Raw genomic sequence first — 18,316 nt, 5'->3', positions numbered from 1 at the left:
CGACACGGCTCGCGCCGATACCGAGCAACACCGCTGCGACGATGACGACGGTCGCGGTGATCGCGGGACGCATGTCCTCGGCCCGTGGTGGCGGCGGCATATCCAGCGGCGACGGCCGGAACAATCCGGCGGGCGGCTCCGGCGGAGTCCGATAGCTCAGGGCGGCCAGTGGGTCGATCACGCCGGCCCCGACCGCATTGTCGACACCGCGCGCCGGTGCATGGGCACTGGCCTGCAATCGCGCCGAGATCTCGGCGGGTGTCTCGTTCGGGTATCGCGACCGCAGCAGGGCCGCAACGCCACTGACGTAGGCAGCCGCGAACGACGCGCCGCCTACCGGCACCAGACTGCCCGGGGCGCCGACACCGTTGATCAGCCCGCCACCACCTGGGCCGAGCGATTCGATCCCGGTCCCCGGTGCGGCGACCGAAACCCACGGTCCCGACAGCGAATCCGCCATCGGTACCCCGTTGGCGGAGGTGAACCCGACGGTCAGCACAGCCGAATTGAACCAGCCCGGCGTCGAAATGGTCTTCACCCCGGCCCAATTGCGGCGATCGCCGGGCCGAGCCGGGTCGATCGGCGGATTCTGTTCACAGCCCGAGGTTCCGGTGTTGCCCGCTCCCGCCACGATCAGCGCACCCCGCACATGGACGGCGTAACCGATGGCGGCCGACAGCATCGCCTGATCCACCCCGGCACGCGCGGGCACACAGATCGGCAACGGCACCGCGATGACACCAGCGCCCTGGTTCGCCGCATGGGTGATCGCCCGGGCGAGGGTGCGGATCTCGATCGCGATCTGCTCGTTGCGGTCATTGGAAGGCCGCTCCACCCGGAACGCCCCCGATCGATACCGAATGGACAGAATCCTCGCCTCGGGCGCGACGCCGGTGAACCCATCGGCAGGATCGGCCGCGGCGCCGATGATTCCGGCGACCAGGGTGCCGTGCGCGTCGCAATCGGACAGGCCGTCACCGCCGCCGACGACATAGTCGCCGCCGCCGACAAGATTGGGCAGCCGCGGATGTGGCGTCGCGCCGGTATCGATCACCGCAACCGTCACCCCGGCACCACGGCTCAACGCGCGGGCCCGGCGCAGATCGAGAGCCAGTTCGGGCGGCGGGACACGCGACAGATCGCTGTCGGGCAGCACACCCGCCGCGACACAACCCTTGTCCTGCTTGGTCGGCTGTTCCGGTCCAGGCGGATCATCGGGCGGCGGCGCACCGACCACCACCTCGGGTGGTTCCACCGCGCCGGCCGGTATCGCACCGGAGAACACGATCAAGCCCGCCAGCGCCGCGACCGCGGCCCTGCCGAATTTCATCAGATCCCTCGCATAGCGGTGTAAACGCCCATCACCCAGAACGCAATGATCGGCACGATCAGAATGAGGGCGTACTCGATCAGGTCGATCACGCGCCGGGTCACCGGCGAGAGCCGCTTGCCCGGCAGCCGCACCGCGGCCACACAGGCCGCGCATGCCACGGCCACCAGGATCAGCGCGACGACCAGCCGTGCGAACAAAGTCTCATAGGCGCCGGTCAGCACGAAGCCGACGCCGACAACGGTCACCGCGGATCCCGCGATGAGCGCGATGGCCTGCACCCGATCCGGATACCAGCGCGACCGCATGGCGAGCAGACCCGCGACCGCGGCGGCCAGCACGATCTCCCGGATTCCGCCCGGGCTCACCGCAGCGGCGAGGACCGTCGCACCGGCCAGCAGGACGACGATCGCCGCGATCAGGCCGCGCAGGCTGGTGACGGCGAGACGGGCCCGGCTTTCGATACCGACTTCGGCCTGTTCCCGGCGACGCTCGGCGTCGGCGGTCTCCTGGGCGTCCTGTTCGGTATCGCGGGCGGTTTCGGCGTCGAAGATGTCGGTCAGGGTCGCCGGCGAGACCTCGTTCCCTGGATCGGGCAGGTCGGGCGGTTGGATGCGGGCGATCGCCACCGCGATGCGCGGGGCAATCGTCAGCAAGACCAGTCCGGCGAATACCGCGCCACCCGCGATCTGGCGCAGGTGCAGATCCAGATAGGCCAGCGGCAGGGCCGATACGGCAATCGTCAGGCCAAGCACCGTCACCGCCATCAGGGTGGCGATACTCGATCTGGTCAACCGCAGCATGCTCATCGCCGCTACTGCCGACACGATCGCACCGGCCGCGATATTGGCCGCACCGAATGGGCCGGGATCCCCGTAGGGCGGTGGCACGAGCATCGCTCCGCCACAGAACAGCAGCGGAATCGCCGCCAGCGACAAGCCGAGGCAGATGCGCGCAGCACCACCGCGTTTGCGCGTCGACAGGGCCGCACCCCAGCAGATCAGGCCGAGCAGCAGGGCGGGTATGCCGCACCACCAGATCGATCCGGTCTGAGTCCACGACCACGACAGCATCGCCGAGATCGCCAGTGCACCGATACCGAGCGCGGACAGGCCGGTGACCGCGGCGGTGTCGGCGTCGAACTCGGCGAACTCGCGCTCATTGATCAGCGCGAGCGCATCGGTGATGTCCTCGACGACCGGGGTGAATATCTCGGCCGACTCCACCACCGACAGCATCAGCGCGGTGCCGTCGACCACGTCGTGGTCGGCGAGGGTGCGCCAGCGCGGCATCGGTGCCTCGCCCGGTCGGGCCAGGCTCCACTGACCGTTCGGCGGCACGAAATCCACCGATTCGTCATCGATCGAGTTCGCCAGCACGACGAGCAGATCATCGATGAACGTCTCGATGGTGAACTTCGTCGGCACCACCACATCGACCTGATAGGTACCGACCATGACGGCGATGCGCGCCCGCGCCACCTCGGCCGACGGTTGCTGCGCTGCGGCCGGAGCCGGTGCGACAGCGGTCATCGCCACCCTCCACGATCACCATAGGGACCCACGGCACCTGCGGCGAAGCTGGGGAAGCCGTCGGCGAGATCTGCGGCGAGATCCTCGAACGCAAGCACCGTCTCCTTGTCGAGCAGCCGCAGATCGATCTCTCCGCCCTCGGCCAGGTGCGGATCGAAGGGAATCACCCGGGTCGGCCGCTGGGCCGTCGCAAACAGTTTCTCGATCGCATCGACCTCGACGGTCGGCTTGAGCGGCGCGTGATGCACGATCGCCACGATCGATTGGGCCACAAGATGATCCAATCCGTGAGAGCTGAGCCAGTTCAGAGTTGCCACCGCGCCGGTGACGCCGCCGACCGTCGCCGGGGTGACGACCAGAACGGCATCGCTGCTGCGCAGCACGCTCGCGGTCGCCGAATCCAGCACACCGGTCCCGCAGTCGACCACCAGCAAGTTGTAGTGCTTGCGCAGGATCTCCACGCCGCGCATGTATTCCGGGCCCGACAACGCCTCGGTGGCCTCGGTGTTCCACGGGGACGCGACCACGGCCAGGTCGGAGGAGTTGACGGTGGTGAACGCGTGCACCGCCGAGAACGCATCCAGGTTCTGTGCCTGCGCGAGATCGCGCAGGGTCAGTCCGTACGGGTGACGGACGGTGCGGGTGGACAGATCACCGAAATCGGGGTTCGCGTCGACCGCGACCACCCGATCCGGCCGCAGGCCGGAGAAGGTCGACCCGAGAGCGGCGACCATGGTGGTGCGGCCGACGCCGCCTTTCACGCTCACCACCGCGATCTGATAGCTGGTGTTGAGCTGGCGGCGAATGCGTGCGCGCCGGTCCTCGGCACGTTGTTCGGCAGGCGAGAGCCCGAGCTTGAAACCGACCTTGTTCAACGCGCCGCGCATGCCACTGTTCGACCGCAGCTGCGCGCGTTTGGCCGCGGAGATGTCGGCGAACAGTTCCAGCGAGGACAGGGCCGGCGGCAGTACTTCCACCCGGGGCACCGGCTCCACCGCGCCGTGATCGAACCGGGATTGGTCGAATCGGTCCGGGACCCGGGCCGATTCGGTGTAGCCCTGGTTGGCCACCGCGGGCGGCCCGGCCATGGGTGTGGCCGGGCTCGAGGCATATCGGGCCTGATCAGGCTGGGTACCGGGCGATGCGGCGGGGTCCGGCTGCTCGCGAGCTCCGGTGGGTGGTGTGGTCGCCGTGTGCGGCCCACCAGCTGTGGGCGGAGCCGGATTCGATGCCGGTCCCGGCGGCGCTTCGGACGGGGGCGGCTGGGTAGCCGACGGCTGCGGCGCCGCGGCCGGAGGCTGGGCCGCGGACGGAGGCTGCGCAGATGTGGCTGCCGGTGCGGCGGGCGTAGGCTGTTCGCGCTGCGCGGATGCCGGTTCGGCCTGCGGGAATCGCAGCGATTGGCCGGGCGCACCCGCGCCGGCTCCGGGCTGGTTCGCTCGCGGGTCCTGGATCTGCGCGAAGTAGGCGTCGTATCCACCCGTGGTCAGCACGGATTCGGTCGTATGACCATTCGTGCTCGATGCTCGGTTCATCTGCGTCGTCCTCTCTACAGCTGTGGGACGTTAATCGGCCCTGGTGGTGTCGAACCAGCTGCGGCCGGGCAGCAGATCGACAAGGGCCGCAACGCTCGCATTGATCGCGGCGTCGTCGCCCGGCGCGTAGGTGGACCAGATCTCACCGTCCATCGCCTTGCTCGGCGTCACCACCAAGCGCCCCGAGGCCGTGTCGAGAATGCTGACGCACACCCCGGTATCCACCGAACCCGAACCACCGTCGCGGTGTTCGATCATGACCACCTCGGCGCGGCGCATCACCTCACCCATGACCCGGCTGAGCAGCCCAGCGGTATGCGGCTGCGCACCCAGCTCGACCAACGCGAGTTTGCGTTCGTCCGGGTCATCGGGTACCTCGGTCAATGCCTGCATTGTTGCCGACATCGGCTCGAATCGCAGCACCGGGTACTGGCCAACCGCGGCCACCAGGGCCGCGGCCACCGTATTCAATTGTCTTCCTTCATGAAACACCGGCTGGATGACGACATAGTCGTCATTGCGGAGTGCGAGTACGTGCGATTCTCCGGTGCGCACCAGCGACATTCGCAACATACCCGGCGTTTCCCCGCCGGCACCGGTTTCCACTATCCGTACGACCAACTCCACGTCCGGCCGGTCGAGGCAGCGCAACCACTGCGCCACCGCCGGATGGACGCGGTCGTCGACGAGAATGCCCGCCTCGGCGAGTTGTTCGGCGACGACCGCGCGCACCCGGTCCCGGTCTTCGAGGTTGTAGATGTTGGGCAGCAGTGCCAACACCGGTGGATAAGAGTCGATGCCGACCAGGTCTTTCAACAGCAGAGCGGCATCGACGTTCAGATCAATCGCTACAGGATCAGCTTCCACACATCCACCCAGGCACGGTCTTCATCCGACAGGTGCTGCCGTCTCCGGATCACGATGGATGCGGAGACGTTCAGCGTTACGCTCAGATGTTGATGGCCAGGAACCTCGAACCCTGATCCTTATCCGTGACCTGCATGTAACCGCCATCGCCCGCGACCTGCTGAATAGTGGTCTTGAGCCCGTTGAGCGCCTGCTGGTAGGCCTCGACCTTGGCCATCAGACGGTCGATCTGCGGGTGCCAACCGGTGTCGGCGGCGATACCGGTGAATGCGCCCTTGAGCTGAGCCTCGAGGTTGCGCAGTGCACCGTTGTTGGTTTCGATGCCGCTGACGATCTGCTGGAAGCTCAGCGAGCTCGTCTCGACGCCGGAGTAGTTGTAGGAGATACCCATCGCCGTATTGCCTTTCTAATCGTGTTGTCGGACGCCGGATCCCGGGTCACCAGTTGACGTTGATCTTCTGGTTGGCGCCGGCCCCGGTGACATCGCCCGAAACACTGTTCATGCCGTCGGAGCCGAACGAGGTGGCACGCTGCACCTGCGCGGCGGCGTCCATATCACTGACATCGATCTTGACGCCGCTGTCGTGCAGCACCTGGATGATCTCCTGCAGTGTTTGCGCGAGCGAGCTGCCCTTGCTGTGCGCCTCCATCATCGAGGTGCGGATCTGGGCCCCGCCGCCGGGACTCTTGACGTACGCGGACAGTTCGTCCTGCACGGCCATCAGGCTCTTCAGATAGCCTTCGTGATTGCCTTGCAGACCCATCGCGGTCTTGGCCGCGGGGATCAGGACCTCGGGGTCCGCATTAAGTTCGCCAGCCATGTGCCGTTCCTTTCGGGTGCTGAATTACTCTCGGCCCAGGTGTGGGTCACCGGGGACGTTCTGTGGTGGTCGCCGCCTCGTCATCGGAGTGTTCGAGCACTCCGACGAGCACCGCGTCTGCGACGATGTCGAGTTCTGTCTCGTCATCGTCGTATTCGATGACGCCGATCGCGGGCGGACGCTCGAGGACCGGCACCTCGAACTCTTCTCCCGGCACGAAAACCTTTGCCGGCTTGTCCTTCTCCTCGTCCTTGCGCCGGCGGCGCATGCGCGCGACCGGAGCAGTGACACCGCGACGGGGTGCGCTCGCGGGAGCGCCCTGGACCGCCCCCGTGCCCGCGCCGAACGCGGTACCGGATCCCGGCGCCCAGTTGGCGGGCATCCGGAACCCGGAGGCCGCACCCGACATGGAGCCGAGCCCGCCGCCGAGCATGCCGATGGCGACGAGACTGCCCACGCCGCCGGTCAACCCGGCAAGGGTGGTGGAGTAAGGCGAGGTTCCGTGAAACCCGTGCTGCCAGTCGGATTCGCCGTTGCCGTCTTGGCCGGGTTCGGCCAGCGAATCGTTCATCCCCGACATCGCCTGCTCCACATCCGAGATGGCTTGTTGAGCTTCGGGCGGTGTCGTCGTCTGGGTCGGGTCGGGTCCGGGCTGGGTCGGATCGGGTGTGGTTTGGGTGGGGTCGGGGCCGCCCTGCTGGCCGATATCGGGGGGCGGCTGATCCGGATTTGCGATTCCGTTGTCGACCGGAGGCTTTCCGGGCGGATCGCCCGGCCTCGGACCGACCACATCCTGGGTGAGCGGCGGTCTGCCCTGGTCGATCCTCGGATTGCCGTTCGTCGGCAGCAGGTCGAATCCGCCGCCGTCCGGCACTGTCGGCGTACTGGAGGAGATCGGCGGTGCCGGAATCGGTGGCGGCAGCGCCGAAATCAACGCTGCGGCGGTCGTGGCATACGCGGACATGGCGTTCGCGGCCTGGACCCACATTCCGAGGTAGAGCGCCTCCAGCGCGAGAATCGCGGCGGTATTCTGCCCCATCCCGTTGCTGAGCGCGAGGCTCGTGCTGAGCGCGCGGTTCGCCAGCACCGCCGGTAGCGGTGGCATGGTGAACAATGCCAGTTCGTACGCTCCCACGGCCTCGGCCGCCAAAGTGGCGACCTCGGCTGCCATCAGTGCATGTTCGCGCAGCCACAGTGCGTGTTTGTGGAATGCGCCCTGCGCCATATCCGACGATGGGCCGGTCCACCCACCACCGCCCAGCACACCCATCGCCCCTTCGGACCCGGCTGCGGTGGCGGCCAGGCCGCGGGCCAGCTCGGCATATGACTCAGCCGTCGCGATCATCGGCCCCGGGCCGGGGCCAAGTATCCGTGCCGCATTCACTTCTGGCGGCAACGCCAGAAAATCGAAAGGGAACATGGTGACACCAGCTCTCGTCAGCGGAGACGGAGTGCTACTGCATGAAACTCAGCGTGTGCGAGCCGACCGCCCCACCCCCGGCAAGGTCGCCCGCCGTGTACTCGGCCACTACCGCGGGGATTTCGTGTCGGCCACCGGTGAATTTCGAACAGCCGTCGACAGTCGTTTGAAAGAATCTCGGCGCATACCCGGGACCGAAGGCGGATGCCAACCCCGCGGTCACCGAATCGCCTGCCCACGGTACCGGCATGGCTCGTGCCGCCGAGCTTCCGATCACAGCGGCAAACTGCGCTTCGAGCATGCTCAGCTGGCCGCTGACCGCTGCGGTATGTGTAGGTTCTAACGAGAATGCCATCGAAACCTCCAAGGGATCGGTGCCGCTCGCGTGGTATCGAGCGGTACAAGAGGAACGGTAAGCCATTCCCACCCTTGGAGATATCGCCGATTTTGTGGCGATCGCCACGGGCTCGCAGGCCAGTGATCAGCTGTTCTCCGGGACCCAGGCCGCCTGCACCAGATCCTTACGCGAGTGCAGCGGCTCCACGAAAATGCCTCGGCCGACGGGCTGCTTGGCCGCCTTCACATCACCGATCAAGATGCCGTCGAGTTTCGATCCGTCCATCACCAGGCCAGAGGAGTTGAGGTTCTTCATCTGGCCGATCACGTTGTCGTACATGGCGGTATCCGCCTGGGCGATATTGCGCGCGGCGATGATGTGCAGGCCGGTGTCACGACCGTCGACCACCACGCTCTTGAGCGCGTCGAGCGGGTTGGCGATACCGCGCTGGGCGACCATGTGGTAGTCGTCGATCACCACGAAGATCTCCGGTCCGCTCCACCAGGAACGCTCCTTGAGCTGCTGCGCGGTGACGTTGTCAGGCGGGCGCCTGCTGCTCATCTTCGCCACGAACGCGGGCAGATTCTCCAGCACATCCCGCTCGCTGGTGAGGTAGCCGATGGACTGTTCTTCCGGGATCGCGTCCATGTGCCTGCGCCGATAGTCGATCATCAGCACCCGGGCCTGGTCGGGCGTGAACTGAGTGCGAATCGATTCCAGCAGTGCCGCCAGCACAGTCGACTTACCCGAGCCGGACGAGCCGAGCACGATGAAATGCGTCGACACCCCGAAATCCACGGCCGCGGCGCTCAGATCGGATTCGCGCACTCCGAACGGGACGATCAACCGCTGTGCGAGGGTGGCGGGTTCGGGCATGTTCGCGCGGATCTCGGAGAGCGCGATCTGCGACGGCAGCAACCGGACCTCGGGTGCCCTGCGGCCCTGGTACTGCTGTTTCAGATGCTCGATGGCCGCGATAACGCCTGCGCCCGCCGATTCCGCATCGCTGTTGCCGTCGATACGCGGCAGTGCGGTGAGCATATGCAGACCCTCGTTGGAGATGCACCGGCCGGGGCGGTCGGACGGGATCATCGCGACGACATTGCGGTGATTGAGGAACGCGGTATCGGTCAGATCGCCCAGGCGCATCTCCAATCGCGTCTGGAGCAGATCCTTGATCGCCGGCCGGATGGCGGCCCAGCGCGAGCTGCTGATCACCAAGTGCACGCCGAAGTTGAGGCCCTGCAGCGCGATCGACTCCATCATCGGCAGGTACTCGTCGAAATAGGGCCCGGTGGCCGAGAATCCGATGTCCCAGCCGTCGACGACCAGGAAGACGTCGCCGTGGACATCGCCGTGCGCGACGAGTTCCGCCGACTCCGCAGGTGAGCTGCGCCTGCGCCGGAACTCCCGCATGGTGTCGATGCCGAGCTGGTCGAACATGCTCTGCCGGGAGGCGATGAGGGCGTTGATCAAGGCGAAGGTGCGCCGGATGCGGTCACCGTCGCGGGCCGAAGCGATCGAACCCACGTGCGGCAGGTTCCGCAGGCCGGACAAACCGCCGGAGAAGTCCAAGCAGTAGAACTGCACCTGTTCGGGTGTGTGGGTCAGCGCCGCCGACATCATCAGCGTCTGCAACGCGGTGGACTTACCCGACTGCGGTCCGCCGACGACCGCGACATGCCCGCCCGCCGCCGACAGGTCGACCGACCACACATCCTGGCGCTGCTGGCGCGGCTTGTCGATCACCGCGAGGGGCAGCTGCAGGCTTCCTGCCGGGACCGTCGAGACGAGCTGGTCAAGCGTCGGCGCGACGTTCAGCGGCGGCAGCCACATTTTGTGCGCGGGCCTGCCGTGGCCGGCAAGCTGCGCCAGCACGGTCTCCATCACGGTCACCGGATCGCCGTCATCGCCGGTCTCGTCGCGCATCGGAAGGTTCGGCTCGGCCACCGGTTCCGGGCGCAGCTCGGGAATGAAGCCCGACATGAAACGCTGCGGCGGACGATACCCGCCTCCGGCGCGGCGAGCCCGCTGAGCGCCGGCCGAGGCCGCCTGGGTGGGTGGCACATACGGCGATCCGACGTACGCCGCCTGGAATCGTTGCAGATCACCGGAGCCGACGCGCAGATAGCCCGCGCCGGGCTTCTTGGGCAGGTGGTAGGCATCCGCGGTGCCGATGGCGTCACGGGAGTCGCTGGTCTGGTTGGTGCGCAGGGCGACTCGATACGACAGATGCGCCTCCAGCTCGCCCATCCGGTTCGCCGGGACCTTCTGTGAGGCGAGCAGCAGGTGGATACGCAGCGAGCGCCCGAGCCGGCCGATGGCGACGAACAGCTTCGCGAAGCTCGGATGTTGTTCGAGCAGTTCGGCGAACTCGTCGAGGATGATGAGCAACGTCGGCAGCGGATCGAGCTGCGCGCCCTGCTCCCTTGCTCGTTCGTAGTCGGCGACGCTGGCGAAGTTACCCGCATCGCGCAGGATTCGCTGCCGCCGCGACATCTCGCCGTTGATCACGTCCTCCATACGGGTGACCAGGTCGGCTTCTTCCTCCATATTCGTGACGACGGCGGTCACGTGTGAGAGCCGGTCGAACCCGAGGAAAGTGGCGCCACCCTTGAAGTCGACCAGCAGGAGGTTGAGCACGTCGGGCGAATGTTCGGCGACGGCCGAAAGCACGAGTGTGCGCAGGAACTCCGACTTGCCCGAACCGGTGGCGCCGATGCACATACCGTGCGGGCCCATGCCTTCTTCGGCCGATTCCTTGATATCGAGATGCACCACGCTGCCGGTGGGGTCGTAGCCGAACGGGATATTGAGCCGGGACCGGTCGGCATCGCGTCGATAGGGCCACTGCCGATCCACCCGAATACTGCCCGGATCGACGATGCCGACCATCTCTTCCCACGAGGTGCCGCCGCTGGACTGCTCCGCGACCACCGCTTCCACCACGGTGGAGAGCCGGTAGGGCGAGATCCGGCGGGCCAGGGTGGTCATCGCAGGCACCGTCATGGCATCGGCGACGCCGACCCGGCGCGGCCCGCGCGAGGTGATCTCGTTCAGGGAGCGGTCGGACTCCACCCGGAACTTCAACGCTCGCGGCAGTGTCTGCTCGGCTGGGCCGAGCCGCAGCCAGGTGCAGCCGTCGATACCGGAGATGTCGCGTTCGTTCGCCGCGCCACCCACGTCGACGATCAGTACGAAATGTTTACGGTCGAGGGCCGGTTCGCTGTTGGCGGAGAACGGGCCGCGATTCAGGCCGGCCAGCACCTTCGTCCGCAGCTCCCCGACGGTCGAGTACACCATCCGACTGGAACCGATGGCGTCGGTGGTGTCGCTGTGCTGGGCGTGCGGCAACCATTTCAACCAGGCCCATTCCGGCGCGTCCGGCTGCGCCAGCACCGCGGCGATCGCCACTTGATCCGGGCCGTGCAGCACCGCGATCTCGGCCACCATCGCACGCACCAGCGCGGTGACCGCGCTCGGATCACCGTCGATGGCGATCTGCGGTGCCGAGAGCAGGTTGATCGCAACGGGCATCCCGCCGACGGTGGAGTAGGCCTTCGCGAATCGAGTCACCTCGACCACGCCGACCGGATCGAGGTCGGCGGTCGGCGCGGCCTCCGGCACGATCACCCGCACCTGGTTCGCAATACGTCCGCGACCGACCCGCACCCGCAGGAACTGCGGGCTCGCGACCTGCACCTCCCACATCCGATTGCCGCCGACCAGCCTGCTGATCCCGCCCGGACCGGGGTGGGTGTAGCGCAGATAAGTGTGCAGTTCCTGTTCGGATTCGTGCACAGTCTTGCGGTTGTCGGTGATGCTGCGCAGATAGTCCTTGCGCTCCTCGTTGAGGCTGCCGGCTCCGCCATTGCCGTTGCCGCTCATGGCGCCGCCCATCATGCCGAACATCGACACCAGCATCATGAGCGGGAACATCAGCATCATCGGCGACGGTGTGCCACCACCGCGGCCGAACATCATGACCATCATCCCGACCATCGCCGCGACCATGATCACCGGCATGATCATCCGCAGCTTCGACATCGGGACCGGCTTCGGCAGTTCCGTCGGCGGCTGCAAACGCAGTTCCGTCACCGCGGGCGCCTTGGGCCCACGCACCATCCGAGCCGGCCGGACGAATCGACGCGTGGCGCTCACTACCGGGTACCTCCGAATCCGGCACCGGTCATATTGGCCGGAATACCGTCGTGTTGGGTGCGTGCGTCCTGTTGCGACAGGGCAGGACCGACCGCGAACAGGGACACGATGCTCCACGGTGCGGGCACCGGAGCCCGCAAGGCCAGCGAAGTCAGCGTCGGGTCGCGGCCGGTCTGTTCGCCGAGCTCGACCGCGAGACCGTAGCGGACACCGCTGTCGGAAATCCAGAACAACGACTCACGCAGCGGCGAGGCCGGATCGGCACCGGTGACCTGGACAAAACGGCCGGTTGTGCGCGGCAGATAGGCGGCATCGGCGGTGCTGCCGCGCGAGGCCGGAGCCGTCACCAGATCGACAGCCCTGGTCTGTTCTTCGGTCGTCAACGGCAACTGCCTGCCGAACAGGATCCTGGTCGCGGCGTTCGGCTCGCTGCCGGAACGCGACCAGTGGTAGCAGGTCACGCCGAATACCTCGGGTTCGATCAACCGCACCGGTTCGGTCGGGTAGGCCGCTGTGCCCGGCCACGCGCCCGGCCGCAGATTCGACGCGATGACGTCGGGGCCGACCGTGGCGGTGGCAACCGCACCCTGCGAATCGGCATTGCGGATCATCGCCGCCAGCACGGCACTGACCTGCACCGTGCCCGATTGGGACACCAGGTAGTAAGACGCGCCGCGGTCGGGGTTGGACACCGTCAGTACCGACCCGACCGTTGCGGTGTGGTCGCGGCCGAGCGTGACCGTTTCACCCGCGCCCGGAACATCGGGCACTCGGATCGGCGGCGCTTCCGGAATCGCTTCCAGCAGACCGGACGACGCCGCCATAACCGGAGCGGTGGCGTCGATACCCAATGCGAGCATCACCGGCGAGGAGGCCATATCGATAGCAGCTCGCACCACCCCGCGCTCGCTGTCGCGATACACCAGCCACGTGGTGCTTTCGCCTCGTAGCAGCCGCGCATCCGATCCGCTCAGCTCGCGCACTGCATCGCCGTCCACGGTGAGTGGCCCACCGATCGCAGTGGTGCGCAGGGCCGAGCGCGACAGGGTCGGCAGGCCGGTCTCCGGGCTCACCGGCGCCGAGGCGCCGGTGCGCGCGGTATCGCACACGGCCCATGAGGAGTCACGGTCACCGTTGTCGCTGATCTGTCCAGGCGCGCCGGGAATGCCGACGATCGGTCCACGCGGAAACTTGCTCAGCTGGTCTTTGGAGACCTCGACCGGCTTGTCCGCGGAACCGGCAATCAGCCGCGCCGAGGTGAGATTGAGCGCCGGATGCAGCCGGTCGCCCACTCGGACATACAGTGCGCCGGTGTCCTTGTCCGCGACGATCTTCGAATTGCCGATGGTCTTGGCCGGCTTGAAGAAGGCCATCACGGCCGCACCGGCGATACATACGCAGGCCAAGGCGACGCCGATCGCCAGCGCGGTGGAACGGCCACGCTGTGGATCGTCGATCATCGAGGCATCGCGCCGGACCAACGCGTGCTCGATCCGGTGCAGCAGGAAACGCCAGCCCGAGATCTGGTGCTTGGTTACTACCCGAAAGCGCGCCACCGGTTCAGTTCCTTCCGCCGACTCGACATCGGACGTGCGCCGCCACGTCCGGTGCCGTCCGGCACGGCAGTCGGATGGTTCAGCTCGCCGAAGGCGTCAGGCCGGCCAGGGCCGCCGACACATCGAAGGCGTCCACGGTCATCAGTTCTTCGTTGGACATAGCGGCGATATCGACGTCGAGGCGAGTGAAGCGATAGTCACGTTCGGCCTCCGCGGCCTCGACCACATTGCGGATGAACCGGCCGTTACCGGCGAGGTCGATCAGCCGCCGGCCGTTCTTGGTCTGGCTCGCCAGCTCCTGGCACCGGTCCCGCAGCACCTCGCGGGCCTGTTCGGAGAGAATCGAATCCTTTTTGCGCGCAATATGATCCGCGATCTGCACCAGTTCGTCGGCGTCATAACTGGAGAACCGCACCCGCTTGGTGAAACGCGAGGCCAGACCGTCGTTGGAGGCGAGGAAGCGGTCGATCTCGTCCTCGTACCCGGCGATGATCACGACCAGTTTGTCGCGGTCGTTCTCCATCCGGGCCAGCAGCGTGTCGACGGCTTCCTTACCGAAGGCGTCGCCGCCGGACAGGCCTTCCTGGATCAGGGTGTAGGCCTCGTCGATGAACAGCACCCCACCGAGCGCGGAGTCGATGAGCGCGTTGGTCTTCGGCGCGGTGTGGCCGAGGTGGGTGCCGACCATGTCGTTGCGCGATACCTCGATCACGTCGGCGTTCTCCACCACCCCGAGGCCGGCGAAGATCTTGGCGATGACGCGGGCGATGGTGGTCTTACCGGTACCGGGCGGGCCGGAGAAGATGAGGTGCTGCGATTTCGAATCGACGTTCAAACCGCGCTTGGCGCGAACCTGATCCATCAGCACACCGGATTTGAGCCGGTCGACCTGCTCCTTGACCGAGTCCATGCCGATCTGAGCCTGCAACAGGTCAGAGGCCTCGGCCAGCAGGGCATCGCGTTCGGCGCGAGCCGAGGCCGCCGCCACTTCGGCCGGGTCGTCCCCGGACTTCGGATCCCATTTGTCGGTGCGGGAGGCGATGACCTCTGGGGTGGTGACCTCGAGGCGGTACGCCTTGTCCCGCACTGCCATCTGCCATTCGGGGCGATCCGGCCACAGACCCGAGCCCTGCAACCCCTTCAGGACCTTCTCGGCGGTGTCGTGATCGCCGGTGTGCCGCAGGAGCATCCCGAGCAGATAGTGCGCATCGGCCCAGATGTAGGACAGGTTGCCCGACGAGCTGTCCTCCACGATGCGCTGTGCCCGCGGCAGGGCCTCACCGAAACGGCCGAGATGGGCGAGCGCTCCAGCCGCCATCAGTTCAGCGGCGATGTCCAGCAGCCCGTCTTCGAGCGCGGGTTTCGCGGTGCGGACGGTGAGCACATCGGGCCATCTGCCGGACCGGTAGTACAGCGACATGCGAACGAACTCGGCGACGTCATCGCCGGCGACTTCGTCCAGAATGTCTGCGGCTTCCTGCCATTCGCCGGCATCGGCGTAGGAACAGGCCTGTGCGATAGCGATCTGGTCGCGATCGGCCATGGCCACCCGCAGGCCGTACATGCCGATCTCGACCTGACACCACAGAGCACGTTCGACCAAGCCCGCCCGCTGCTGATCTCGATACAGATTGTGGACCGAGCGGTAGGCGCCGTAGATCACCTCCGGGGTGACCTCACCGGCCATGGCCCGGCCGAGCCAGGCATCACACATATCGGGATCGAGGTCGGTGGCCGCAGCGAAGGCCGCAGCGGCCTGTTCCTCATTGCGCACACCACCTGCAACCAAACCCAGACTCTGCACGCCCGTATAGAACGCGTCTTCGGCCGCTGACACTCGGATTTCCTTCCGCCGATCTCGCCTGTGCGAACGATAGCTACCGGTGACCGACGCAACCATCGGACAACATTCCCCGGATTGGGAATAGCACCCGATGTCGCAGACCATGTCCGTCGGCGCGGCGACCACCGCACGATACTCGCCGTTAGTTATGTGTTCATTATTTGACGGCTCGACACACCTGGGTATAGTTCGAATCGGGTCGACGGGTCACCTCTCACCCGAACCCTTTCCGCGATGCGACAACCCGGCCGCCGCGATCCGGCGCCGGTTGTCGCATCGCACGGTCCACTTGGTCGACCACCAGCAGCTCAGTCGCATGCCGCGAAACCACAGCGCCGCCACGGTCGACAACCTCGTTCAGCGGAAGTTCCGCTCATCAACAGGGACCGCCACGGGAAGGTCGAGACCACTCAAGTGCACACCATTGACCGTGCCGTTGAGTAGCGGTATCTTCGGTTTCGGGTCAACAGTCCCCTCATCCTGATGACCTGTTACGCGGCGGCCGGTCGGCATGGCGAGCTATCGGCCGCCGCACCCATCCAGCTACAGCACGCGCACAACCACCGCGTCACTCGTCATCGGCGTCCACTTGACCACCGATCCGGTGTACGGCGCCTCGATAACCATGCCGTTGCCGGCCGCCAACTGCACATGTTCGGGTCCGCGGGAACTGAACGACCCTGCCGGAAAAACCAGGTCACCAGGCTGGACGTCGCGCGGGTGGATCCGCTCACCACTGTAGATCTGCTCATAGGTGGTGCGCGGCAGGATCACCTCACCGCCGCTCGCCTGCGCGATCGCGTACTGGGTCAGGCCGGAGCAGTCGAATCCGCCACCGGTCGGTCCGCCCGCACCGCCGCCGCCCCAGACATACGGCGTGCCGAGCCACGCGCTGGCCGCCTCGACCGCCCGGCCGCCCTTGGTGCCGGTGGATGGGGCCCGGTATCGCCCGCGCCTGCCGCCCGGCCGATATCGGCGTCTGCGTCGGCGCGGCGAGCTCGTCCGGTGCCGAACCGGCGACAGAGCCGTCGGCGGAGTTATCTGCGCGGCCTGGCGCCGTGCGGCGTCCACATCGGCATTGACCTGGTTCGTGGCGTTGGAGATCGTGGACTGCGCCGTGGCAAGCAACGCCGGGCCACTGAACCGGGTGTCACCGACCGAGGCGATCGCGCGGATCCGATCCTGCAGGTCGGCGATCTGGTGGTTGATCGTGCCGCGACCATTGATGGTGCCGGTCCCGGACTCCGCGACCGCCTTGTGGACGACGCCCTCTCGCCCCGAATACTTTTCGACCGCGACGGTGTGCGTTCCGCGGGCTGTGCTGTAACCGGTCGCGATCCGGCCTTGACTCGTACTCATGTCGGCGGCGATCCGCTGGGCCAGCGACGCGGATGTCCCGGCCGCCGGATCCCCCGCTCCGTACAGTCCGAGCAGGGACCGCAACACACCGTTCAGGTCCTCGGTCAGATCGGTAGCCATGTGATCGTCTCGTCATCCCTCATCCCCGACCACCTCTCCCCCGGGTCTCATCGATCTCGCGGTTGCCCGGATTCAACGCCCCTCTCTCGGTGTGAGGGTTGGGTTCGACTATGCGTCACCCTGCACCCGCACAACGAACGCTGATACTTCCCAATTGTGGGGAGCTTGGACAATGGTGGGGATTCCTGGAGGGCGGTGTCGGCAACATGGCAGAAACCGGGGCGAAGAGTGTCGCCACGAACCCGAAGACAGGCCAGGCCACGGTCGAAGTCGTCAAGGCCGACGACGACAGGCCGACGAAGGCGGCTGCCATCGCCGCCCCCGCGCGCCCGGCGGGCGAAGGCAAACACCTGTGGATCGTGAAGCTGGAGATGCCGAAAGGCGCCATCGCCTCTACCGGCCTCACCCTGTACTTGTCGATCGCTCAGCAGGTGATCCAGGCCGCGGTCGATCTGCTCGGCAAGGGTATGACGCTGCTGCCACCGCACTTGGACGAGCTCGTGCGTCCGATTCTGCCCGCGAAGGACATGGGTAAGGGCAAAGCCGTCTTCGACTATCAAGCAGCGGTGAAAAAGGCCGAGGCCAAACACCTCAAGCTGCGCTCGATGGACGATCAGGTCACCAAGACCTCCGAGGTGGTGGCGGCCGAGTGCAACAACACCCTCCGGGCGATCAAACACATCGTGGCCGGGCTACAAGCCAAGCTGAACGCGTACGAGGGCAAGGGCAAACTCAAGGCCCCGGACGAGGCCAGAATCGCCGACAACATCAGCTTGGCCATCGAGGCCGTGTACGAGAAGGTCCTGTCCACCTCCGACCTCAACGTGCAGATGGCGGGCGGCGGCAAGGACAAGCCTGCCGACGGCACGCCCGCCAAACCCGGCGAGAACACCGGCGGCGGTACGGCAGGCGGCGGGAAGCCTGGAGCACCAGGTGGTCAGCCCACCGGTGGTCAGGCGGGCGGCCAGTCCGGCGGTGGTGGCGGCGACCTGTTGAGTTCATTGCTTCCGATGCTCGGCATGCTGCCCATGGGGCTGATGCCGCTGGCACAGATGCTGCCCGAGCTGCTGAACAAGGACGAGGAAAAGACCAAGGAAGAAGAGGGCGGACCCGGCGCCCCGGCAGAGGGCGCCACACCCGCCGATCCGGCAGCGCAGCCCGGCAGCCCGGCCGCGCCCACGGCCGATCCGAATGCGCCGGCGGCCACCGCGACTCCGGCGTCGCAGCCGGGATCTCCGGGAGACAACGCTCAGGCCGGAGCCACACCGGCACAACCGGTTTCCGTATAACTGGCATTCTCTCGGCACCCCAGTCGCTTCCGCGGCCGGGTCGACAGAGTCCGACCGTCCACCCGCGCCTTCCCACCGTCGCGCGACGAATGTGCGGCAGGAACCCGGTGATGCCGGAGGAAACCCGGGTCGGCATTCCGCATTGC

The 18,316-nt window shown here is 66.8% G+C and carries 12 protein-coding genes; 1 reads left to right on the top strand and 11 read right to left on the bottom strand.

Annotated elements, in window-relative coordinates:
• The 11 genes from mycP to RJ05_RS06910 all read right to left on the bottom strand — a co-directional run.
• A partial coding sequence (mycP, locus tag RJ05_RS06965) for a type VII secretion-associated serine protease mycosin (RefSeq protein ID WP_036534440.1) occupies window positions 1–1,330 on the bottom strand: 1,330 nt, incomplete at its 3' end.
• Window positions 1,330–2,862, bottom strand: a complete 1,533-nt coding sequence (gene eccD, locus RJ05_RS06960; protein ID WP_036534501.1) for a type VII secretion integral membrane protein EccD — start codon at window positions 2,860–2,862, stop codon at window positions 1,330–1,332. The genes mycP and eccD, both read right to left, overlap by 1 nt.
• Complete coding sequence (locus tag RJ05_RS06955) at window positions 2,859–4,397, bottom strand: MinD/ParA family ATP-binding protein (RefSeq protein ID WP_249040570.1); 1,539 nt, start codon at window positions 4,395–4,397, stop codon at window positions 2,859–2,861. Before RJ05_RS06955 ends, eccD begins: the two co-directional genes overlap by 4 nt.
• A gap of 30 nt (window positions 4,398–4,427) precedes the next feature.
• On the bottom strand, window positions 4,428–5,264 hold the full coding sequence (locus RJ05_RS06950) for an ESX secretion-associated protein EspG (RefSeq protein WP_036534438.1): 837 nt from the start codon (window positions 5,262–5,264) through the stop codon (window positions 4,428–4,430).
• Between the two features lie 82 nt (window positions 5,265–5,346).
• The gene (locus tag RJ05_RS06945; RefSeq protein ID WP_036534437.1) at window positions 5,347–5,655 is read right to left on the bottom strand and encodes a WXG100 family type VII secretion target; all 309 of its coding nucleotides are present in this window, start codon (window positions 5,653–5,655) and stop codon (window positions 5,347–5,349) included.
• A 46-nt stretch (window positions 5,656–5,701) separates the two neighbouring features.
• A complete protein-coding gene (locus RJ05_RS06940) occupies window positions 5,702–6,085 on the bottom strand; it encodes a hypothetical protein (protein WP_036534435.1) in 384 nt (127 codons plus the stop codon).
• Window positions 6,086–6,131: 46 nt separating this feature from the next.
• Window positions 6,132–7,505 carry a PPE family protein gene (locus RJ05_RS29230; protein WP_081597201.1) on the bottom strand — a complete coding sequence of 458 codons (1,374 nt, stop codon included), beginning with the start codon at window positions 7,503–7,505 and terminating at the stop codon, window positions 6,132–6,134.
• Between the two features lie 481 nt (window positions 7,506–7,986).
• Window positions 7,987–11,940, bottom strand: coding sequence for a type VII secretion protein EccCa (gene eccCa / locus RJ05_RS06925; protein ID WP_249040569.1), 3,954 nt, complete (start codon window positions 11,938–11,940; stop codon window positions 7,987–7,989).
• A 62-nt stretch (window positions 11,941–12,002) separates the two neighbouring features.
• Window positions 12,003–13,559 (bottom strand): type VII secretion protein EccB, encoded by a 1,557-nt coding sequence (gene eccB, locus RJ05_RS06920; protein ID WP_036534428.1) that lies wholly within the window; start codon window positions 13,557–13,559, stop codon window positions 12,003–12,005.
• Window positions 13,560–13,638: 79 nt separating this feature from the next.
• Window positions 13,639–15,396, bottom strand: a complete 1,758-nt coding sequence (gene eccA, locus RJ05_RS06915; RefSeq protein WP_036534426.1) for a type VII secretion AAA-ATPase EccA — start codon at window positions 15,394–15,396, stop codon at window positions 13,639–13,641.
• Window positions 15,397–15,945: 549 nt separating this feature from the next.
• On the bottom strand, window positions 15,946–16,881 hold the full coding sequence (locus tag RJ05_RS06910) for a C40 family peptidase (protein ID WP_036534423.1): 936 nt from the start codon (window positions 16,879–16,881) through the stop codon (window positions 15,946–15,948).
• 206 nt (window positions 16,882–17,087) lie between these two features.
• Here RJ05_RS06910 and RJ05_RS06905 point away from each other — a divergent pair, with 206 nt between their 5' ends.
• A complete protein-coding gene (locus RJ05_RS06905; RefSeq protein ID WP_036534419.1) occupies window positions 17,088–18,170 on the top strand; it encodes a hypothetical protein in 1,083 nt (360 codons plus the stop codon).
• Window positions 18,171–18,316 lie beyond the last annotated feature (146 nt).

The sequence above is a fragment of the Nocardia cyriacigeorgica NBRC 100375 genome (assembly GCF_000308555.1).
Taxonomy (GTDB): Bacteria; Actinomycetota; Actinomycetes; order Mycobacteriales; family Mycobacteriaceae; genus Nocardia; species Nocardia cyriacigeorgica.
The sequence above is the reverse complement of the archived record's forward strand: the minus strand, read 5'-3'. Positions and strand labels throughout refer to the sequence as shown.